Here is a 21,684-nt window from a genome sequence, read left to right on the forward strand (position 1 = left end):
AACGTTTATGGAACAGAAATTTACTCCTTTTCCAGTAAACATAATGAAAAAGGGTTTTTAGTTAAAAACCACATTTTCACATTTAGACTATTATTTTGTCATCATTTCCTTAATATTCCTATTTTATACAAGATATTCAAGTTTTTATAGGAATAATTCGGAAATTATTATGATGGCATTTTATAATGCTATCATAGTGACATTTTCAAGTCAACTTTTTTGTGCCCTTATGACAAAATAACCTTTGGATTTGTCAATAGTTTCGACGTGGTTAAATAAATTATTTAATTTTTCAATCGCGGATGGTGCACCTTGTTTCTTTTGAATGACAACCCATAACTCTCCTTGTGACACGAGATGATCAAAGCTTTGTTCAAAAATGTCATGGACTGTTTTTTTCCCTGCTCTGATCGGCGGATTTGTTAAAATAGCTGCAAATGTGTTTTCTTTCACATTTAACAACCGATCACTTTCATAGATTGTAACATTCTGGATCCGATTTAATTCTGCATTTTCCTTAGCCAATTCAATAGCCCGCTCATTAACATCAACCATATGTATCATACGTTCATGATAATATTTTGCAAGCGAAAGACCAATTGGACCGTAGCCACAGCCAACATCCAGGAGTAATCCGTCTGCATTTGGCATTTCAAAAGACTCAATTAATAAACGTGAGCCGAAATCTACTTCTCTTTTTGAAAACACACCGTTGTCCGTTTTAAAACGAAATGGGTTATTTTTTAAAGTGTAGTCCCAAAATTTCGGGTCACTTTCGACCTTTTGTGTTCGAGAATAGTAGTGTTCAGACAACTGACTCACCTCCGAGGAAGATTAATAATTGAAGATTAACGAGGAAAAGAAACTAAAAATCTAGATTCTATTAAGCCAAAAAAAGCCCGCTTATACAGCGAGCTCGTTTTTGTGATTATTACTTAACTTCAACGTTTGCTCCAACTTCATCAAGCTTAGCTTTGATTGCTTCAGCTTCATCTTTAGAAACGCCTTCTTTAACTGGCTTTGGAGTGTTGTCAACAAGGTCTTTTGCTTCTTTAAGACCAAGACCAGTGATTTCACGTACAACTTTAATAACTTTGATTTTTTGATCGCCAGCGCCAGCTAGGATTACATCAAATTCAGTTTTTTCTTCAACAGCAGCAGCACCTGCGCCGCCAACCATTGCTACTGGAGCAGCAGCAGTTACGCCGAATTCTTCTTCGATTGCTTTTACTAGATCGTTAAGTTCTAAAACAGTCATAGTTTTAACTGCTTCAATGATTTGTTCTTTAGTCATGATTAATTTCCTCCTTAGTTTTCGTTCAAATTTATTTAAAATGTCGTATTCAGGCTAACTTATTAAGCGCCTTGTTCTTCTTTTTGTTCTGCAACTGCTTTTGTAGCAAGAGCAAGGTTGCGGATTGGAGCTTGTAGTACGCTGAGTAACATAGATAGTAAACCTTCGCGTGATGGTAGGTCAGCAAGAGCTTTAATTTCTTCAGCTGTTGCAACATTACCTTCAATTACACCTGCTTTAAGTTCAAGTGCTTCATGCTTTTTCGCAAAGTCATTTAAGATTTTAGCCGGTGCTACTACATCTTCAGTACTGAACGCAATTGCGTTTGGACCTGTTAATGCAGCGTTTAAACCAGCAAGATCAGCAGCTTCAGCTGCACGGCGTGTCATTGAGTTTTTGTAAACTTTGAATTCCACACCAGCTTCACGAAGCTGTTTACGAAGTTCAGTTACTTCTGCTACTGAAAGACCACGGTAATCAACAACAACTGTTGATACGCTGTTCTTTAATTTATCAGAAATTTCGCTAACGATTTGTTGCTTTAATTCGATTGCACTGCTCATCTTTACACCTCCTGTAGAATTTCTACATTTATACCAGGCAAATAAATGCCTCCATATCGAACGGTGACATGGAGGCAGGATAACAACTGATTACTCAGTTATTTATATCGCATTACCTCGGCAGGGAATTAAGTGCACTTGGCACACCTGCTGTCTACAGTACAAATGTTATTATTTTAAACAACAAAATAGATTATATAAAATCTAATTTAAGTTGTCAATTGGTAAAATTTATTTAACAGCTACTGATGAAGGATCAACTTTAACGCCAGGTCCCATAGTAGAAGCAACAGTTACGTTCTTCATGTAAGTACCTTTTGCAGCAGAAGGCTTCACTTTTACCATAGTTTCAAATACAGTGTTGAAGTTTTCAACAAGCTTTTCGTTTTCGAAAGAAGCTTTACCGATTGGCACGTGGATGTTACCAGACTTGTCAACGCGGTATTCAACTTTACCTGCTTTAATTTCATTGATTGCACGAGTTACATCAAATGTAACTGTACCTGTTTTAGGGTTTGGCATTAAGCCTTTAGGTCCTAATACACGACCTAATTTACCAACTTCACCCATCATGTCAGGAGTTGCTACGATTACATCAAACTCAAACCAACCTTGTTGGATTTTGTTGATGTACTCAGCATCGCCTACATAATCAGCGCCAGCTGCTTCTGCTTCTTTTACTTTTTCCCCTTTAGCGAAAACTAGAACGCGTTGCGTTTTACCAGTTCCGTTAGGAAGCACAACTGCACCACGGATTTGTTGGTCAGCTTTCTTAGGGTCAACACCTAAACGGAATGCTACTTCAAGAGTTGCATCAAATTTAGCGAAGTTTGTTTGTTTTGCAAGATCAATTGCTTCAGCAATTGGATATGCTTTTAGGCGATCTACAAGCTTTGAAGCTTCTAAATACTTCTTACCTTTTTTAGCCATTTTAATTTCCTCCTAGATTGTGGTTTTAGCGAATAATTCTCCCACGGCGTAAAGCAGAGGCGCCCTTAGGCGCCGCAGCTAGCCCACGAAAAAGGTTGCGAGTGTTTATAACGTCGCAACCCCTTCATTTTACAAAAAACAATCAGTTACACGGATTAGTCTTCGATGACGATACCCATGCTGCGAGCAGTACCTTCAACCATGCGCATTGCTGCTTCAACGCTAGCTGCGTTTAGGTCAGGCATTTTCTGTTCCGCAATCTCGCGTACTGTATTACGCTTAACTGTTGCTACTTTATTACGGTTAGGTTCACCAGAACCAGACTGAATTCCAGCTGCTACTTTCAAAAGAACGGCAGCAGGAGGAGTTTTCGTAATAAATGTAAATGAACGGTCTTCAAATACCGTAATTTCAACAGGGATGATCAAACCAGCTTGATCTGCTGTACGAGCGTTAAATTCTTTACAGAATCCCATGATGTTAACACCGGCTTGACCTAGTGCAGGACCAACTGGTGGTGCAGGGTTTGCTTTCCCAGCAGGAATTTGTAATTTAACGACTTTAATTACTTTTTTAGCCACGAGACACACCTCCTTAAAGTCCGTGATGTGGTAATAGGGTCTTTAGGAACCCTCCCACTCAGGCATCTGTCTTTATCTATTGATCATAAAGAACTTGACATAAGTCTTGTCTCACATGGAGACATACTGACCTATGAAATATTACCACTTTTTCAAAATGATTTCAAGTTTTTTTACATTAAAGTTTTTCAATCTGAGTAAAATCAAGTTCTACAGGGGTATCACGGCCGAACATATTAACAAGAACCTTCAGCTTCGCCTTGTCTTTATCCATCTCTTCCACTGATCCTGTAAAGTTAGCAAATGGACCTTCTTTAACGCGAACCGTTTCGCCAATTTCATAATCCGCATCGACACGAGTTTCGGTAACACCCATTCGTTTTAGTATTACGACAACCTCTTCTGGAAGTAATGGTGTCGGTTTAGAACCTGATCCTGATGATCCAACAAACCCTGTTACTCCAGGAGTATTCCGTACTACGTACCAAGAATCATCTGTCATCACAATTTCCACTAATACATAACCAGGGAACACTTTGCGCTTTACTACTTTTTTCTTGCCGTTTTTTAGTTCGGTCTCTTCTTCTTCAGGGACAACCACTCGGAAAATCTTATCTTGCATCCCCATTGATTCGACCCGTTTTTCTAAATTTGCTTTTACTTTATTTTCATAACCCGAGTAAGTATGTAATACATACCAATTTTTTTCCATTTAAGAGGACTAGAACGTCCGTCCCTCCCTATTTATTAGTCATAGACTATTTTTTAAACAAATAAAAAACCCGTTATACGGGCTTTTAGATAAAAATTCCTTTATTAATCACCATTATACCATGAAAGATGATTTATTATTCAAGAATTAAACGAATCAATTTTGAAATCCCTAAATCAAGAACTGCAAAGAACGCTGCGAAAAAAACAACGGTCGTTAATACAGTAATCGTCGAGCGTGTTAGTTCTCCGCGTTTTGGCCAGCTAACTTTCCTCATCTCACGGAATATATCACTGAAGAACTTCGTTATGCGCTGCATGTTAAGTAACCCCCAAATAAAATAACTATAAGAATATAGGATGACTATTTTGTTTCTCGATGAATGGTATGGGTGGTGCACGTTTTGCAGAATTTTTTCAATTCTAATCGCTCTGTTTGTGTCTGTTTGCTGATTGTCGAATAGTTACGAGAACCGCAAACTGCACATGCAAGGATAACTTTTTTACTCATCTTCGACACCTTTACCCAATTTTCTATTATATCCTTAAAAATGTACCATGTACCCTAATTATTGTCAATATCCTTTGGAAACGGTTCAAATTTATGCCATAAAGGTAGGTTATTACAGTGAAAATTCACGAAGTTCGAGATATCGTTCCAACTTTCTTTTCACTCGCTGCAGAGCATTATCAATGGATTTCACATGACGATTAAGTTCTTCTGAAATTTCTTGATAGGATTGACCATCCAAGTAAAGGGCTAATACCTTTCTTTCTAAGTCACTTAATAATTCAGTCATTTTAAATTCAATATGGTCAAATTCTTCTTGATTAATGATTAGCTCTTCAGGGTCTAGTACCTTTGCCCCTGACAAAACATCCATTAATGTTCGATCGGACTCTTCATCATAAATTGGCTTGTCCAAAGAGACATACGAATTTAACGGGATATGCTTTTGCCTTGTTGCGGTTTTAATGGCTGTTATAATTTGACGAGTAATGCACAGCTCGGCAAATGCCTTAAAGGAGGTCAGTTTGTCCTCTCTGAAGTCACGAATGGCTTTGTACAATCCAATCATCCCTTCTTGGACAATATCTTCTTTATCAGCTCCAATTAAAAAATAGGACCTAGCTTTTGCACGTACAAAATTACGATACTTGTGGATTAAATAATCCAACGCTTCACTATCACCGTGGTGCACCAAATAAACAATTTCTTCATCTTCCATTATGAGGAACTGCTGGTTGACCTTTGTTCCGAAGTCCGTACTCAAAGTAGATCGCCTCCACCGAACAAGCATAGTTAGTAATAGTATACATGACAATTTTTTCAGTGTCCACGTTCACTTTTGCCCTCTGCGCCACTTTTCAAAAATTTCTGCCATTTCATCACTCATATTTATTTTTGAGACAGGTTTTTTTTCTTGAATCTTCTTCACTTTCTGCTCAATCCCTTTTTCAATGGAGGACATTTCAATGAGCAGTTCCCGAGCGGATTTCCTTAATGCCCCTTGTCCAAAGATAGCCCATTGCTCTGTAAAATCGGAGGTGGCAACATGTATTTGCGTTCTCCGATTACTTAGGCTAATCGCCAATTTTTCTATCCGCTCATCTGCTGTTTCATTTTCTTTAGTAAAGATGACTTCTACTTGATGATTTTTATATTTCTTCTCTGTTCCTTGTACATAATAGGCATCAAAGACAACAATCACACGATATCCGGAATAGGCTTGATACTCCGCCATTCTTTCAACAAGACGATCCCTTGCTGCTGGCAGATCTCGATCTTTTAACGCCCTAAGTTCCGGCCAGGCCCCAATAATGTTATATCCGTCGACAAGCAGGATATCCATATGTTACCCCTCAAGCGGGTGTCGTTTTCGATATACCTCATACATGAGTAAAGATGCTGCAACAGAAGCATTTAACGAAGTAACTTTTCCGGCCATTGGCAGGTGAATAAGAAAATCACATTTATCACGGATTAGTCTACCCATACCTTTTCCCTCACTACCAATGACCAATCCAAGCGGCAGGGTCCCATCTAACCTGCGGTAGTCATCTTTTCCTTTTGCATCTGTTCCCGCAATCCAAATGCCCCGTTCCTTTAATTCATCAATTGTTCTCGCCATATTTGTGACGCGTACAACTGGAATATACTCAATTGCACCTGTCGAGGCTTTAGCCACTGTTGCGGTTAAGCCGACAGCCCTCCGTTTCGGTATAATGATGCCATGTGCCCCCACAGAATCCGCCGTTCTCATAATCGAACCGAGATTATGTGGATCTTCAATTTCATCAAGCAATAAAAAGAAAGGTGTTTCGTTTTTCTTTTCGGCAGCAGCAAACAAGTCATCAATCTCCGCATATTGATAAGCGGCAACATAGGCCAGAACTCCTTGATGGTTTTCACCGGAAATTTGGTCAATTTTTTTCTTTGGCACAAATTGAACAATCACATGTGCTTCCTTTGCTAACTGCGTAATTTGCTGCATTTGGCCGCGCTGTGATCCTTCAGCAATTAAGATTTTGTTAATATCCCTTTCTGATTTCAGCGCTTCAATAACTGGATTTTTGCCAACAATATATTCTTGTTCCATCCTAGCGTTCCTCCTTTCTTTCATCTACATATCTAAATGCCAGATTAATCAATTCTTCCATCCGTTCTATTTTACCCGTTAAATATAAATAACCCATCAACGCTTCGAACGCTGTACTGTAATGATAGGTTTGAACATCTGTATTTTTAGGAACAGAGCCTGACTTTGCATTTCGACCGCGCATAATCACCGCTAATTCTTCCTCGTCGAGAAGATGATCATCCATCATTTGAAAAAGAATTTTGCATTGTGCCTTTGCCGAAACGTAAGTCGTTCCCGTCCGGTGTAAATGATTGGGTCTTACCTTCCCGCTATAGAGGAGGTGGCGCCTTACATACGTTTCATAAATGGCGTCCCCCATATAGGCAAGGGCGAGACTATTCAATTGTTTGGCATCGACGGTATTTTCATATTTAAGCATGAATTAGCCTCTTTTCCACCTTGTACCTTGCGGGGTATCTTCTAAAATAATATTCATTTCCTTAAGCTGATCTCTGATTTGGTCAGACAATTGGAAATTACGGTCTTTTCGAGCTTGAATTCGTTTTTCAATCAATGCATCAATTTCTTCATCTAGCATTTCTTCTTTTTCAATCGTCAGTCCTAAAACATGGAACAAATCTTCAAACTGTTTAGTAAAAGCATCGATTACCGATATTGCCGTGTTTTTTTCTAAAAGATAATAATTTGCCAGTTTCGAGAGGTCAAATAAGACAGAAATAGCTTTCGCTGTGTTGAAATCATCATCCATTGCCTCAATAAACTGTTCTTGTGAGCTTGCAATTTTATCAAGCCATTCTTGATTATTATCGGTTAAATCCGTGCTTGCTTCTTTACGATGCTTTAAATTTTGATAGGAGGTGATCAAGCGTTCAAATGCTGCTTTCGTACTTTCCAGTAATTCCTCACTGTAATTAATCGGATTGCGATAATGAACCGATAACATGAAAAAGCGTAACACTTGTGGATTGTGTTTCTTGATAATGTCATGAACTAACACAAAGTTTCCTAGCGACTTTGACATTTTTTCATTGTCAATATTGATATAGCCGTTGTGCATCCAATAGCGGGAAAATAATTTTCCTGATAGTGCCTCTGACTGAGCAATTTCATTTTCATGATGCGGGAAAGTTAAATCCTGTCCACCAGCATGAATATCAATCGTTTCACCCAAATACTTTTTTGCCATTGCTGAGCACTCAATATGCCATCCAGGACGGCCAAGTCCCCATGGGCTTTCCCAGAAGATTTCCCCTTCTTTCGCCGCTTTCCAAAGGGCAAAGTCTAAGTCATCTTGTTTCCTATCGCCAACTTCAATTCTTGCTCCTATCTGCAAATCATCAATCGATTGATGCGACAGTTTACCATAGCCATCGAATTTTCTTGTCCGGAAATATACATCTCCAGCCGATTCATAAGCGAAACCTTTATCAATTAATTCACTAATAAATTCAATAATAATGTCCATGTTCTCCATTACCCTTGGATGAACATCCGCTTTTTGGCAGCCTAATGCAGACACATCTTCAAAATAGGCATTGATAAACCGGTCAGCAATAGCCGGCACGTCTTCTCCTAATTGATTGGCAGCTCGGATTAATTTATCATCTACGTCTGTAAAGTTGGAAACATATTTAACATCGTAGCCGCGGTATTCTAAATAGCGTCGGACGGTATCAAAAACGATGGCCGGACGGGCATTACCAATATGAATATAATTATAGACAGTCGGACCGCAAACATACATTTTGACCTTTCCCTCTTCAAGCGGTACGAAGGTTTCCTTTTTACGTGTAAGTGTATTATAAAGTTGTATGGCCATTGACTTTTATCCTTTCTCCTTTTAATTCTTCGAGTTCATACATTAATCTATCCAAGTCATTTTGCATTTCTCTTAAGCGGTCGGCAACAGGGTCTGGCAAGTCACAATGGTTTAAGTCTTTTGTAATTTTTCTTCCGTCTTGCATGACTACTCTGCCTGGAATTCCTACTACTGTAGAGTTAGGAGGAACCTCTTTCAATACAACCGATCCACCGCCAATTTTGGAATTTTCTCCAACTGTGATCGATCCAAGTACCTTAGCCCCCGTAGAAATCAGGACATTATCCTTAATCGTCGGATGCCGTTTCCCTTTTTCTTTCCCCGTTCCACCAAGTGTTACTCCTTGATATATAGTTACATTATCCCCAATTTCACATGTTTCCCCAATAACAACACCCATACCATGGTCAATAAAAAATCTTCTGCCTATTTTTGCCCCGGGATGAATCTCAATACCGGTAAAAAATCGGCTTACTTGCGAAATAACCCTGGCTAGAAAAAATAATTTCCGATTAAAGAGTGCATGTGCGATTCGGTGTGACCAAATGGCATGCAAGCCTGAATAGGTTAAGATGACTTCTAAATGGCTCCTTGCCGCAGGATCTTGCTCGAAAACAACCTCTACATCCTCCCTCAACTTCTTGAACATTACCATTCTCCCCTTATTGTTTGGTAAATAAAAAAGTAAATAAAAAACGCCTCTGTCATCACGACAGAGGCGCTAAACGCGCGGTTCCACTCTGATTAGACCGGAAAGCTTGTATGGTAACAATAGCTCAAAACTTGGTCTCACTCTACCTGTTAACGGATCGGTTCCGCCCATCTCTACTTAGAGTTGACTCTTTTCGAAACAGGGCTCAGAGGTGCATTTCAAAAAACGAGAGGCCTAAACCACTTTCAGCCGGTGATGGTTTTCTCTTTGAAGCATCCTTTTTTTACTTATCCTCTTCTACACTTTAGTAACTATATAATTGTTTATTCTACTATATTACATTTTGTCTTTAATGTTAACTAATAATTTTATTAATTCTTGTTTGAACTTTATTTTTACCCAAAAGTTCAATGGCCTGTGGCAAGTCTGGTCCATGTGTTTGGCCTGTTACTGCAGCACGAATTGGCATAAATAGGTTTTTTCCCTTTTGACCGGTAGACTTTTGGACTGCCTTCATTGCAGCCTTTATTCCGTCAGCTCGGAAATGTTCTAACTGATCCAGTTCAAGTGAAAACGCCTTTAACACTTCCGGAACTGTTTCTCCTGCTAGAACTTCCTTCGCATCTTCTTCGTAGTCCACTTCCTCTTTGAAGAACATGTCGGATAATTCTACGATTTCGGCACCAAAGCTCATTTTTTCCTGCAGGAGTTCGATTAGCCCTTGAACCCATTGGTACTGTTCATCCGTTTGACTTTCACTTAAGCGGCCGGCTTTCACCAAGTGCGGTAAAGCCAGTTCAACTGCACGATCAATCTCAATCTTTTTCATGTATTGGTTATTCATCCACAGCAGTTTCTGCTTATCAAATAATGCAGGGGATTTAGATAAGCGATTCGCATCAAATATCTCAATAAACTCATTCTTAGAGTATATTTCTTCTTCACCTGCCGGCGACCAGCCAAGGAGCGTAATAAAGTTAAATAACGCTTCTGGGAGATACCCTAACTCTTCATATTGTTCAATAAACTGGATGATTGATTCATCGCGCTTACTTAACTTTTTACGGCTTTCATTGACAATCAATGTCATATGACCAAAAATTGGCGGCTCCCAGCCTAATGCTTCATAGACCATGAGTTGTTTAGGTGTGTTAGAAATATGATCATCGCCACGGAGCACGTGAGAGATTTTCATTAAATAATCATCAACCGTAACTGCAAAGTTATAGGTTGGGGTACCATCTTTTTTAATGATGACCCAGTCGCCCATCCCTTCGGATTCAAAGGAAACGCTGCCCTTTACCATATCATCAAACGTAAAGGTTTTACCTTCAGGTACGATAATCCGAATACTTGGCTGACGGCCTTCGCTTTCTAATTCACGGCGTTGTTCATCTGTTAAATGGCGGCATTTACCCGAATAATGCGGTGTTTCGCCCCTTTCGGTCTGGGCTTCGCGCTCTGCTTCAATTTCGGCTTCAGTACAATAACACTTATAAGCATGGCCTTCAGCTAATAATTGGTTGTAGTATGTTTCATAAATATCATTTCGTTCAGATTGGCGGTATGGACCGTATTCTCCGCCGACATCAACGCTCTCATCCCAATCCATGCCTAGCCATTTTAAATACTTTAACTGGCTTTCTTCTCCGCCGGCAATATTCCGTTTTTTATCGGTATCTTCAATACGAATGATAAATTTTCCACCCTGATTACGTGCAAATAAGTAATTAAATAATGCCGTACGGGCGTTTCCAATATGTAAATGCCCCGTTGGACTTGGAGCATATCTTACACGAACTTCATTTGACATATCAATGCCTCCAATGAGAAAAGCGTAAGCGCCTTGCCCAGGGGCGACAAGCATAAGACGAGCGCTGACAGAAGGCGCTTTTTGCCTTCCGAAGCGATCGGCTTATGACTCGAGCCCCTAGGCGCTGAAGCTAGACAACTTTCCCAAAAATTTATGGTTTCAACTGATTATTTTATCATTGTCTATGATTTCAAGAAAGACTATTCATGAACCTTTCTTAATAAAACAACGGCTTGAGAGGCGATTCCTTCTCCTCTGCCTGTGAAGCCCAATTTCTCCGTGGTTGTTGCCTTCACATTGATTTGCTCAGGTGCTGCGTCTAGTAACTCGGCAATTCTCACGCGCATTTGCTCAATATAAGGTGCCATTTTCGGCTTCTGAGCTATGATTGTACAATCAGCATTAACCAGCTCGTACCCCTTATTTTTCACCAATTGCCACACATGCTCCATTAACTTCGCAGAGTCAGCATCTTTAAAATTGGGATCGGTATCAGGAAAGTGTTTACCAATATCACCTTCCCCAATCGCACCAAGACAAGCATCAGAAACCGTATGTAATAAAACATCTGCATCCGAATGACCCAATAATCCCATATCATAAGGTATGTTAATTCCGCCTATAATCAACGGACGCCCTTCCGTTAGTTGATGCACATCAAACCCTTGACCAATTCGAAACATCACGAAAAACTCCTTTTTCTCAATATCGCTTCAGCAAAATATATATCTTCTGGTGTTGTTAATTTGATATTATCGTAGTCGCCTTCTACCATCGTAATAGGATGGCCGGTCCTCTCCACTAGACTAGCATCATCTGTTCCTAGAAAGGAGTCTTTTTCTGCCTTCTCATAGGCCTCCATCAGAAGAGAAACGCGAAAAGCTTGTGGGGTTTGGACCGCCCACAAGCTTGAACGTTCGACAGTTTCAACCACCAAACCATCTTGAACCTTTTTGATGGTGTCCTTTGCCGGCACTCCTAAAATGGCTGCCCCTGTATCCTCAGCCACTTTTGTCAAACGGTAGATATGTTCTTTACTGATAAAAGGACGTGCCGCATCATGAACAAGAATGATCCCGTCTGTTTCCACTGTTTTCAGCGCATTAAAAATGCTATCCTGACGTTCCTTACCACCGTCCACTAAGTGGATTTCTTTGGCAACATTATACTTGATAAATAAGGCTTTAAATTCCTCTTCATCTTGGGGATGAATCGCTACAATAATTTTGCTGCAGGCATTATCCTGTTCAAACACCTTTAATGTATGGATTAGTACAGGAACACTATTAAGCTCTAATAGAAGCTTATTTTTCCCTGCTCCCATTCTTTTTCCCTGGCCCGCTGCCGGGAGAATGACTTGGTAAGTCATAAAATTACCCCAATCTTTCAATCATAGTGCCTTTTCTAATAATTTTGGTTTGGCAAATATCATTCTTCCGGCCGATGTTTGGAGAACACTTGTGACGAGAACCTCAATTCGTTTCCCGATATATTCTCTTCCTTCCTCGACAACGATCATAGTTCCGTCATCTAAGTAAGCAACGCCCTGATGATATTCCTTGCCATCCTTAATTACCTGTACCGTTAATTCTTCTCCTGGAAGAACAACAGGTTTGACGGCATTCGCTAAGTCATTGATGTTTAACACCGAAACATTCTGCAATTCGCAGACTTTATTCAGATTAAAATCATTTGTGACTAAGATTCCATTTGTGATTTTTGCTAACTTGACAAGTTTTGAATCCACTTCACTAATTTCCTCAAAATCACCTTCATAGATTTCGACTTTAATGGCAAGTTCCTTTTGAATTCGATTTAAGATATCCAAGCCTCTACGGCCGCGATTTCGTTTTAAGACATCGGATGAATCAGCAATATGCTGTAATTCCTCGAGGACAAACTGTGGAATGACAATCGTACCTTCTAAAAATCCCGTCTGACAAATATCAGCAATACGTCCATCAATAATCACACTTGTATCTAGTATTTTTAAAGATTGATTCGCTTCCTTTTCACTCTCATCATCACTGGATTTTTTCTTATTACTCCGGTTTCCAAAGAGACCAAGCAGTTCATCCCTTTTCTTAAAACCTACTTGAAAGCCAAGGTAGCCAAATAAAATGGTCAGCAAGATTGGTACAACAGCATTTAAAATCGGCACTTGAACCGCATTCAGGGCAAAGCCGATTAAAAAAGCCACCAACAACCCGAATATTAAGCCGACACTACCAAAAAGGACATCGGTTACAGGGATTTTCACTAAAGAATCTTCAGCCCATTTAATAAAATTAAAGACATAATCTACTGCCCAAAAGGTAATAAGATAAAAAATAATAGCACCTAAAACAGCAGTGATATACGAGTTGTTAATTAAGGGAATGTCATTGATATGAAGTAAATCGAACAATTCCGGTAATAACAAAATACCAAGCGTACCACCCATAATGAGGAAGCAAGCCTGCACAATACGTTTTAACATTCCTTCACCTCCTCTACTCATTATAAACATATTCATAAAAATGAAACCTTAATTTACTGATTATTTTTCACTTAAAGATTCTTGTTAAAAGAGTAGTTCACGTGAATTATTGATAGATGATTTCTCCATAGGGTAGCATTGGAAAATTTCCATGTCAAACAATTGGATTTTTTTTACTATTATTTCATTATTTTCAAAGGTGTCTATCCGTGTATAACCGTTCTTTAATTAATTTGAAACCTTCCTTAATCTTTTTAGCACGAACTTCCCCAATCCCTTCAACTTCGTCGAGTTCCTCTACAGATGCAGAGATTATTTTGGCAAGCTCCCCAAATCTGCTGATTAGATTTTCAATTATGATCGATGGAAGTCTTGGAATTTTATTAAGAATCCGGTATCCGCGCGGACTTTTATTTTCCTCAAGATGGACATAGCCCAGATATCCCATTAGTTTTAATAACACCATATCCTCTATCGTTCCATTTGAAGTCATTGACTGCATTCGGCCTAAAACATCTCTGGCTTTAATGTCTCTGTCAAAGGCATAATCTTTGATAATGAGCATCGTTTCCTCTTCCAAGTCAGTTAGGATTTCATTCAGTTGTAAACGAATGAGACGCCCTTCAGTCCCCAATTCATGTAAATAGGTTAGCAGTTCGTTTTTAATCTTTAAGACCATTTCAAACCGGTGGAGAACCAGTAAAAAGTCGTTATACGTGACAGACTCTTCAAACTCTAGAATACTTAAATTCGTAATGCTTTGTTCTAGGACCGTCTTATACTTTTCAAGCGTCTGAATGGCTTGATTTGCCTTTGTTAAAATAACCGCAATATCTTTTAAAGCATAACGGAAGTTCCCTTGATACAGAGTAATTACATTTCTCCTTTGGGAGATGGCAATAACTAAGGCTTTTGTTTGTTTCGCCGTTCTTTCAGCTGTGCGGTGCCGCATTCCTGTTTCTGTAGAGGGGATATCGGAGTCAGGGGCCAGCTGGGCATTGGCAAACAGAATTTTATTTCCTAATTCATTAAGGATAATCGCCCCGTCCATTTTGGCCAACTCATATAAAAAGCTTGGTGAAAAAGGACAATTAATTTCAAAGCCGCCATCAACGATACTTTTTACTTTTTCATTAAAACCAATGACAATGAGGCCTCCTGTATTGGCACGAAGGACATTGTCAATCCCCTCGCGAATGGGTGTACCTGGAGCAAGGAATTGTAATATCTCACTTACGGTATGTTCACCTAGCTTTTTATTCTCCATCTGCTACCCTCCCAACGCTGCTTTCAATGCTTCACTGACATTCGATACCCCAATGAGTTCGACTCCCCTTGGTCCCTTCCAGCCGCCAAGATTATTAGCGGGCAGAATAACTCGCTCAAAACCAAGCTTGGCCGCTTCTTGGACGCGCTGCTCAATTCTTGATACCCTTCTTACTTCCCCTGTTAAACCGACTTCACCAATGACGCAGTCCGTCGGCCTTGTTGGTTTATCTCTAAAACTCGAAGCAATACTGACAGCTACAGCCAAATCAATGGCTGGCTCATCCAATTTCACACCACCAGCAACTTTTAAATAGGCATCCTGGTTCTGGAGAAGCATCCCAACTCGCTTTTCTAATACCGCCATCAGAAGCGGCACACGGTTGTGGTCAATTCCAGTGGCCATTCTTCTTGGATTCCCAAAACTGGTAGGGGAAATTAACGCTTGAATTTCAACTAGGACTGGTCTTGTCCCTTCCATCGATGCAACCACCGTAGATCCAGCTGCACCCCGTGAACGCTCCTCTAGAAAGATTTCAGAGGGATTGGCTACTTCTTCTAGGCCCAATTCTTTCATTTCAAAAATACCCATTTCATTGGTTGAACCAAAACGGTTTTTGACTGCACGCAGAATCCGATAGGTATGGTGTCTTTCTCCTTCAAAATAGAGAACCGTATCCACCATATGCTCTAACAGCCTTGGACCAGCAATTGACCCCTCTTTTGTTACGTGTCCAACAATAAAGATCGCAATCCCCTTCGTTTTCCCAATTCTCATTAATTCCGAGGTACACTCACGAACCTGTGAGACACTTCCCGGTGCGCTTGTTACATCTGGGTGAAAGACCGTCTGGATTGAATCAATAATGACAAAGCTAGGATTGGTACTATCGATGGTCCGGTTGATCTCTTCAAGATTCGTTTCAGAATAAACGAGGAGATTTTCAGAAGATATACCTAATCGCTCCGCACGAAGTTTGGTTTGCCGTAACGATTCCTCACCAGATATGTACAAAACCTGATTTCCTTTATTTGCAAGTTGGGAGGATACCTGCAAAAGAAGCGTTGACTTCCCAATTCCAGGGTCTCCGCCAATTAGGACTAAAGAACCCTTTACCACACCGCCGCCAAGGACACGGTTTAATTCGTTTAAATCCGTTAGAATCCGCGGTTCATTTTCCATTTCAATTGAATTGATTGGCATGGGTTTAGATAACAGTCCTGCTCCGCCTTGAGAATGGGCAAATGCACCTCTCCTGGCGGTACCAGTCACTTCCACTTCCTCCACCATCTTATTCCATTCACCACAGCCAGGACATTTACCCATCCACTTGGGCGATTCATATCCGCAAGCCTGACACATAAACTTCGTCTTTCGTTTTGCCATTATCCTTCTACCCTCTCTAAAAGGCGCAAGCGCCCGTTTAGCGGCGTATGGACTGGAGCCCTTTGACTGAGATAAAGGAAACACGGAGAGCGTAAGCGATTCGATGTTGACTTATCGTAGGGAAAAGGGCGAAGTACACTAGCCGCTGGGTGCTGGAGCCAGACAGTTATCTAGTTCAAAAAGTCATACTCATTTAACTTTGAAAAAAGGCGCACGCACCAGATAGAGAAATACGTCGGGTGCAGGAGCCAGATTTTGCTAACTATTTAAAGGTTACCACACCTTTTTTATTTTTTCATTTGAAAAAGTCGATAGAAAAAGAGGTACACGATTTAACTTTATTTACGTGTACCTCTTCATAGATATTACGACTCAGGCCTATTTTACTAAACTGGTTTTCTCAGCCATTCGAACAATAAATTCTCCATTATTAACATCAATAATCGCATGCTGTCCTGTTAATAATGTCCCCTTTAATAGTTCTTCCGAAAGTCTGTCTTCAATATGTTTTTGAATCGCACGGCGTAATGGTCGTGCTCCATATTCAGGATCATAGCCTTCCTGAGAAATCTTCTCCTTTGCCGCAGCCGTTAATTCTAAAGAAATATGTTGCTCTTTTAAGCGTTTAATTAACTGCTCTGATAATAAAGTCACAATTTCTTCAAGATGCTTCCGCTCTAAAGCATGGAAAACAATAATCTCATCGATACGGTTAAGGAATTCAGGACGGAAAGCTTTCTTTAATTCTCCCATCACTTTCCCTTTCATATCTTTATAATCTTGATCTCCATCTTGAATATTAAAGCCGACATACTTGTTTCGTTTTAGTGCTTCAGCACCAACATTGGATGTCATAATGAGGACAGTATTACGGAAGTCAACCGTTCTGCCTTTGGAATCAGTTAATCGACCGTCCTCAAGGACTTGCAGCAGGATATTAAATACGTCTGGATGAGCCTTTTCAATTTCATCTAATAACACCACAGAATATGGCTTTCGACGAACCTTTTCTGTTAATTGGCCGCCTTCTTCATAACCGACATATCCTGGCGGCGAACCAACTAAACGAGAGGTCGAGTGCTTCTCCATATACTCGGACATATCAATCCGAATCATCGCATCCTCGTCACCAAACATCGCTTCAGCAAGTGCTCGGGCTAATTCGGTTTTCCCAACACCTGTTGGTCCAAGGAAAACGAAGGAACCAATTGGTCGTTTTGGATCTTTTAATCCGGCACGAGCACGACGTACAGCCTTCGATACGGCTTTTACTGCTTCTTCCTGGCCAATAACACGAGAATGAAGAAGTTCTTCTAAATTTAGCAACTTCGCCATTTCTGTTTCCGCCAGCTTGGAAACAGGAACCCCGGTCCAGCTGGAAACAACGCTTGCGATATCTTCGACGGTTACTTCATTGTTTTCTTTTCCTTGTTTTTCTTTCCAATTCTTCTTTGTCTCTTCCAGTTGCTCACGTAAACGCTGTTCTGTATCTCTTAAGGAAGCAGCCTTTTCAAACTCTTGACTTTGAACAGCAGAATCCTTTTCCTTACGAACCTCTTCCAATTTCACTTCTAATTCTTTTAAATTTGGAGGAGTAGTAAAGGAACGAAGTCGTACCTTAGAACCTGCTTCATCAATTAAATCAATCGCTTTATCCGGCAGGAAGCGGTCAGAGATATAGCGGTCTGAAAGTTTTACTGCCGCTTGAATCGCTTCATCTGTAATCGATACACGGTGATGTGCCTCGTAACGGTCGCGAAGCCCCTCTAAGATCTGAATTGATTCTTCAAGGGTCGGCTCATCCACACGAATTGGCTGGAAGCGTCGTTCTAATGCAGCATCCTTTTCGATATATTTACGATATTCATCAAGGGTTGTTGCACCAATACATTGCAGTTCGCCGCGCGCAAGTGATGGCTTTAAGATATTAGAAGCATCTATTGCTCCTTCCGCACCACCAGCACCAATTAAGGTATGCAGCTCATCAATGAAAAGAATAATATTCCCAGCCTGGCGTATTTCATCCATGACCTTTTTCAAACGGTCTTCAAATTCACCTCGATATTTCGTTCCAGCTACCACTGTCCCCATATCAAGAGTCATCACTCGTTTATCCCGAAGAATTTCAGGCACTTCGTTATTAACAATTTGCTGGGCAAGACCTTCTGCAATCGCTGTTTTACCGACACCCGGCTCCCCAATTAATACAGGGTTGTTTTTTGTCCGACGACTTAAAACTTCAATAACACGTTGAATTTCTTTTCCGCGGCCAATTACCGGGTCAAGACTTCCTTCACGGGCGATCGAGGTTAGATCGCGTGCAAGACTGTCAAGTGTTGGTGTGTTCGCACTGGCAGATGCACCGCCTTGATGCCCGCCTGACTCATTGCTTCCTAACAGTTGAAGTACTTGCTGTCTTGCCTTATTTAGACTTACACCAAGATTATTAAGGACCCGTGCGGCAACCCCTTCCCCTTCACGGATTAAGCCAAGGAGAATATGCTCCGTGCCTACATAGGAATGTCCTAATTTGCGTGCCTCATCCATCGATAATTCGATGACCTTTTTAGCCCTTGGAGTATAGTGAATAGTTTGAGAAGCTTCCTGTCCTTTGCCAATTAAGTTTTCTACTTCTTTTTGGATTTTTTCAGAACCTAAGCCAAGCCCATAAAGAGCTTTTGCTGCAATCCCTTCTCCTTCACGAGTTAATCCTAATAAAATGTGCTCTGTTCCAATATTGTTATGTCCAAGACGAATCGCTTCCTCTTGTGCTAATGCTAGAACTTTCTGCGCTCTTTCAGTAAAACGGCCGAACATCATATTCTCTTCCTCCTCACCTATTTTTCTTGCTCCATTTTTATTCGTTCCCTAATTAACGCTGCCCGTCTGATATCTCTTTCATGTGGTCTTAATGAACCGCCAGCATATTGCTGCAGGAAACCTGGCTGGGTCAGTATCATTAATTCATTTAATATCGTCTTAGGCATATTTTCAATATAACCCATATCTATTCCAAGCCGAACATCAGATAAACATCTTGCTGCTTCTTTTGATTCGATGATTCGGCTATTAGATAACACACCCAGTGAACGGAACACCCTGTCTTCTAATTGTATGTTTGAAGTTTTCCGTAATGCTTCACGTGCTGACCTTTCTTGTGAAATTAACTGGCTGACAACTCCCTTGAGATCCCGGCAAATGTCCTCTTCCGATTTTCCAAGGGTAATTTGATTAGAAATTTGAAATATATTACCTAATGCTTCGCTGCCTTCACCATAAATTCCTCTAACAACTAAACCTAATTGATTGATTGCCGGAATAATTCGATTAATTTGTTGTGTTAAAATTAGTCCTGGCAAATGCATCATGACTGAAGCACGAAGACCGGTTCCCACATTTGTAGGACAACTGGTTAAATAACCATGCTTCTCATCAAATGAATATTGAATATTACTTTCAAGCCAATCATCAATTTCATTAGCGGCATCTAAGGCTTCAGATAATTGCAATCCAGGAAACAAGCATTGAATACGAATATGATCCTCTTCATTAATCATAATACTAACTTCTTCATTTTCGGTTAATAAAACAGCACCATGTGGTGAATCCTCTGCTAGATTTGGACTAATTAAATGTTTTTCCACCAACACCCTTTTTTGCAGAGGCTGAAGTTCATTAATTTTCAACAATTCCATTTGGCCAAACTTTTGAAGGTCTGACTGATTTAATATTTCCTCCATTTTTTCAATAATGATTTTTGCTTCTTCGTGTGAGAAAAGTGTTGGAAATTTATATGCATCAAAGTTACGAGCCAAACGAATGCGGGAACTGAGGACAATATCTGAATCAGGTCCTTCCTCACTCATCCAGGAGCTGACAGCTTGATTTAAAAATCGTTCAAGCGACATGTTATTCCCCTCCCTCTTGGCTGGCTGCTAGTTTTCTCTCTAACTGACGTATTTCATCACGAATCTCAGCAGCCTTTTCAAATTCCTCATTGGTAATTGATTCTTTTAAGTTACTTTTTAATTCATCAATCTGTTTTCGCAAGTGGATTCCTCCACCAATTCTCTTTGGTATTTTTCCATTATGTGTCCAGTTTCCACTATGAAGTCGCCGTAATACAGGCTTCAATTGTTCTTTAAATACTTCATAACAATGAGAACATCCAAAGCGGCCCACTTTTAAAAACTGCGGAAAAGTCATCGAGCAAGAATCACATTGGAGAATTTCCTCCTGATGAAATGGACTTTGACTTGGCTTTTGAAAAGTAGGGTCTATATTTAATAATCCTGCTAACAAATTATTAAAAGCGAATCCAGATTCCCCATTAAAAATAAACATTTCTCCCTTTTCCTGCGCACATTTTTCACACAGATGAACTTCGGTCTTTTCACCATTAATGATTTTCGTAAAGTGAAGGGCTGCAGGTCTTTGGTTGCATTCCTGGCAAATCATACTTTCACCTCTCAAGCGAAAAAATTTATTTATATTTTAAAGATGTTAGCATTGCTTTTAGCATTCTCGCTCTTAATTCGTCTCGGTATGGAAGATCAATATAGAGAACGGATCGGTCAATTACACTGAGCATAATTTTCGCTTCCCGCTGTGAGATAATTTCTTCTTGAACGAGTCTGAATATGACATCCTCTGCACTGGTTTGACTAATCCTGCTTTGAATAAGTGCGAGTGATTGTTCAATTAAATGAGCAAGATCATGGGACTGGACCTTCATGATCCGTATATACCCACCGCCGCCCCGTTTACTTTCTACAATGTATCCTCTTTCGATCGTAAAACGGGTATTGATTACATAATTGATTTGTGATGGAACGCATTGAAATTTGTCTGCGATTTCACTTCGTTTGATTTCAACGAGGTCTCTTTCACTTAATTCCAATACTTGTTTGAGATATTTTTCAATAATATCAGAGATGTTTCTCATCTTCCCACCCCCATTCTCTGACTTTGACTATATTTGACTAAATTATACTGAATTTTTTATGTAGATGCAACGATTCCCTACTAATGATTTTCTCCAAATCTCGCCATTGTGAAACGTAGGTTTCGTTAAAAAGTAATGTTGTGATGGGGAGTGGATAATAGTAAATATAAAAAAACAACCTATTTAGGTTGTTCTCAATTCACGTTATACGGTACTAGAGGCAGGAGTTGAATGTCATGATAAATTAGCCAGGTATCGGTGAATATTACAGCTGGCGGGGAGGGAGCTGGAGCCTCTCCGTGTTTCCGAGATTCTTGAATTACCAAAACTCCAAAAATAAATCATAGTGGCTATTCATAGGTTAATTTCAGTAACAAAAGGATGTTCTTTAGCTACCTTTCGATCCTTTTTGTCCTTCGGAGTGCCTCCGATAGACATTTTGCGTGCTCATTTGGAGAGTTTTGTCCTTCGGTATCCCTCCGATAGACGACTTTTCATTTGGATAGTTTTGTCCTTCGGAACCTTTCCGATAGACATTTTGACTGTTCATTTGGAGGGCTTTGTCCTTCGGTATATTTACCTTTCTTTCCATAACAAAAAAGAACAACCTTTTCAGATTGTCCTTGATGTGCCTGGCAACG

General features: G+C 40.0%; 25 protein-coding genes and 2 other annotated features. All 25 genes read right to left on the reverse strand.

Annotation, left to right across the window (positions count from 1 at the left end; genetic code table 11):
* Positions 1-210 precede the first annotated feature (210 nt).
* Positions 211-813 (reverse strand): class I SAM-dependent methyltransferase, encoded by a 603-nt coding sequence (locus V7659_RS12535; protein WP_335540303.1) that lies wholly within the window; start codon positions 811-813, stop codon positions 211-213.
* A 118-nt stretch (positions 814-931) separates the two neighbouring features.
* Positions 932-1,294 carry a 50S ribosomal protein L7/L12 gene (rplL, locus tag V7659_RS12540; protein ID WP_144555574.1) on the reverse strand — a complete coding sequence of 121 codons (363 nt, stop codon included), beginning with the start codon at positions 1,292-1,294 and terminating at the stop codon, positions 932-934.
* A gap of 62 nt (positions 1,295-1,356) precedes the next feature.
* The gene (rplJ, locus tag V7659_RS12545; RefSeq protein WP_335540304.1) at positions 1,357-1,857 is read right to left on the reverse strand and encodes a 50S ribosomal protein L10; all 501 of its coding nucleotides are present in this window, start codon (positions 1,855-1,857) and stop codon (positions 1,357-1,359) included.
* A 33-nt stretch (positions 1,858-1,890) separates the two neighbouring features.
* Positions 1,891-2,035 (reverse strand) — a sequence feature (ribosomal protein L10 leader region).
* A 53-nt stretch (positions 2,036-2,088) separates the two neighbouring features.
* The gene (gene rplA / locus V7659_RS12550; RefSeq protein ID WP_335540305.1) at positions 2,089-2,787 is read right to left on the reverse strand and encodes a 50S ribosomal protein L1; all 699 of its coding nucleotides are present in this window, start codon (positions 2,785-2,787) and stop codon (positions 2,089-2,091) included.
* 155 nt (positions 2,788-2,942) lie between these two features.
* The gene (gene rplK, locus V7659_RS12555) at positions 2,943-3,368 is read right to left on the reverse strand and encodes a 50S ribosomal protein L11 (protein WP_026565509.1); all 426 of its coding nucleotides are present in this window, start codon (positions 3,366-3,368) and stop codon (positions 2,943-2,945) included.
* Between the two features lie 178 nt (positions 3,369-3,546).
* The gene (nusG, locus tag V7659_RS12560; RefSeq protein ID WP_026565508.1) at positions 3,547-4,080 is read right to left on the reverse strand and encodes a transcription termination/antitermination protein NusG; all 534 of its coding nucleotides are present in this window, start codon (positions 4,078-4,080) and stop codon (positions 3,547-3,549) included.
* 136 nt (positions 4,081-4,216) lie between these two features.
* Complete coding sequence (secE, locus tag V7659_RS12565; RefSeq protein ID WP_098573710.1) at positions 4,217-4,399, reverse strand: preprotein translocase subunit SecE; 183 nt, start codon at positions 4,397-4,399, stop codon at positions 4,217-4,219.
* 44 nt (positions 4,400-4,443) lie between these two features.
* Positions 4,444-4,590 carry a 50S ribosomal protein L33 gene (gene rpmG / locus V7659_RS12570; RefSeq protein ID WP_098573712.1) on the reverse strand — a complete coding sequence of 49 codons (147 nt, stop codon included), beginning with the start codon at positions 4,588-4,590 and terminating at the stop codon, positions 4,444-4,446.
* 112 nt (positions 4,591-4,702) lie between these two features.
* On the reverse strand, positions 4,703-5,353 hold the full coding sequence (sigH, locus tag V7659_RS12575) for an RNA polymerase sporulation sigma factor SigH (RefSeq protein WP_026565506.1): 651 nt from the start codon (positions 5,351-5,353) through the stop codon (positions 4,703-4,705).
* A 69-nt stretch (positions 5,354-5,422) separates the two neighbouring features.
* Positions 5,423-5,932, reverse strand: coding sequence for an NYN domain-containing protein (locus V7659_RS12580; protein ID WP_144555577.1), 510 nt, complete (start codon positions 5,930-5,932; stop codon positions 5,423-5,425).
* A 3-nt stretch (positions 5,933-5,935) separates the two neighbouring features.
* The gene (rlmB, locus tag V7659_RS12585) at positions 5,936-6,679 is read right to left on the reverse strand and encodes a 23S rRNA (guanosine(2251)-2'-O)-methyltransferase RlmB (protein ID WP_335540306.1); all 744 of its coding nucleotides are present in this window, start codon (positions 6,677-6,679) and stop codon (positions 5,936-5,938) included.
* Position 6,680: 1 nt separating this feature from the next.
* Positions 6,681-7,100 (reverse strand): Mini-ribonuclease 3, encoded by a 420-nt coding sequence (locus V7659_RS12590; RefSeq protein ID WP_335540307.1) that lies wholly within the window; start codon positions 7,098-7,100, stop codon positions 6,681-6,683.
* A gap of 3 nt (positions 7,101-7,103) precedes the next feature.
* Positions 7,104-8,501, reverse strand: coding sequence for a cysteine--tRNA ligase (cysS, locus tag V7659_RS12595; protein WP_335540308.1), 1,398 nt, complete (start codon positions 8,499-8,501; stop codon positions 7,104-7,106).
* A complete protein-coding gene (cysE, locus tag V7659_RS12600; RefSeq protein ID WP_335540309.1) occupies positions 8,482-9,150 on the reverse strand; it encodes a serine O-acetyltransferase in 669 nt (222 codons plus the stop codon). Before cysE ends, cysS begins: the two co-directional genes overlap by 20 nt.
* A 62-nt stretch (positions 9,151-9,212) precedes the next feature.
* Positions 9,213-9,462: a binding site (T-box leader), on the reverse strand.
* A gap of 46 nt (positions 9,463-9,508) precedes the next feature.
* A complete protein-coding gene (gltX, locus tag V7659_RS12605; protein ID WP_335540310.1) occupies positions 9,509-10,966 on the reverse strand; it encodes a glutamate--tRNA ligase in 1,458 nt (485 codons plus the stop codon).
* A 200-nt stretch (positions 10,967-11,166) separates the two neighbouring features.
* The gene (ispF, locus tag V7659_RS12610; RefSeq protein ID WP_335540311.1) at positions 11,167-11,649 is read right to left on the reverse strand and encodes a 2-C-methyl-D-erythritol 2,4-cyclodiphosphate synthase; all 483 of its coding nucleotides are present in this window, start codon (positions 11,647-11,649) and stop codon (positions 11,167-11,169) included.
* Complete coding sequence (gene ispD, locus V7659_RS12615) at positions 11,649-12,335, reverse strand: 2-C-methyl-D-erythritol 4-phosphate cytidylyltransferase (protein WP_335540312.1); 687 nt, start codon at positions 12,333-12,335, stop codon at positions 11,649-11,651. The genes ispF and ispD overlap by 1 nt, the downstream gene beginning before the upstream one ends.
* Positions 12,336-12,356: 21 nt before the next feature.
* Positions 12,357-13,445, reverse strand: coding sequence for a PIN/TRAM domain-containing protein (locus V7659_RS12620; protein WP_335540313.1), 1,089 nt, complete (start codon positions 13,443-13,445; stop codon positions 12,357-12,359).
* A gap of 193 nt (positions 13,446-13,638) precedes the next feature.
* A complete protein-coding gene (gene disA / locus V7659_RS12625) occupies positions 13,639-14,712 on the reverse strand; it encodes a DNA integrity scanning diadenylate cyclase DisA (RefSeq protein WP_144555586.1) in 1,074 nt (357 codons plus the stop codon).
* Positions 14,713-14,715: 3 nt separating this feature from the next.
* Positions 14,716-16,098: a DNA repair protein RadA gene (radA, locus tag V7659_RS12630; RefSeq protein ID WP_335540314.1), complete on the reverse strand. Its 1,383-nt coding sequence runs from the start codon at positions 16,096-16,098 to the stop codon at positions 14,716-14,718.
* Positions 16,099-16,476: 378 nt separating this feature from the next.
* On the reverse strand, positions 16,477-18,918 hold the full coding sequence (clpC, locus tag V7659_RS12635; RefSeq protein WP_335540315.1) for an ATP-dependent protease ATP-binding subunit ClpC: 2,442 nt from the start codon (positions 18,916-18,918) through the stop codon (positions 16,477-16,479).
* 17 nt (positions 18,919-18,935) lie between these two features.
* Complete coding sequence (locus V7659_RS12640) at positions 18,936-20,006, reverse strand: protein arginine kinase (RefSeq protein WP_335540316.1); 1,071 nt, start codon at positions 20,004-20,006, stop codon at positions 18,936-18,938.
* A 1-nt stretch (position 20,007) separates the two neighbouring features.
* Positions 20,008-20,556: a UvrB/UvrC motif-containing protein gene (locus V7659_RS12645; protein WP_335540317.1), complete on the reverse strand. Its 549-nt coding sequence runs from the start codon at positions 20,554-20,556 to the stop codon at positions 20,008-20,010.
* A 25-nt stretch (positions 20,557-20,581) separates the two neighbouring features.
* Complete coding sequence (locus tag V7659_RS12650; protein WP_335540318.1) at positions 20,582-21,043, reverse strand: CtsR family transcriptional regulator; 462 nt, start codon at positions 21,041-21,043, stop codon at positions 20,582-20,584.
* Between the two features lie 388 nt (positions 21,044-21,431).
* The coding region (locus V7659_RS12655; RefSeq protein ID WP_335540319.1) for a hypothetical protein at positions 21,432-21,684 on the reverse strand (253 nt) is incomplete at its 5' end.

Source organism: Neobacillus drentensis (assembly GCF_036966985.1).
Classification (GTDB): domain Bacteria; phylum Bacillota; class Bacilli; order Bacillales; family Cytobacillaceae; genus Neobacillus; species Neobacillus drentensis_E.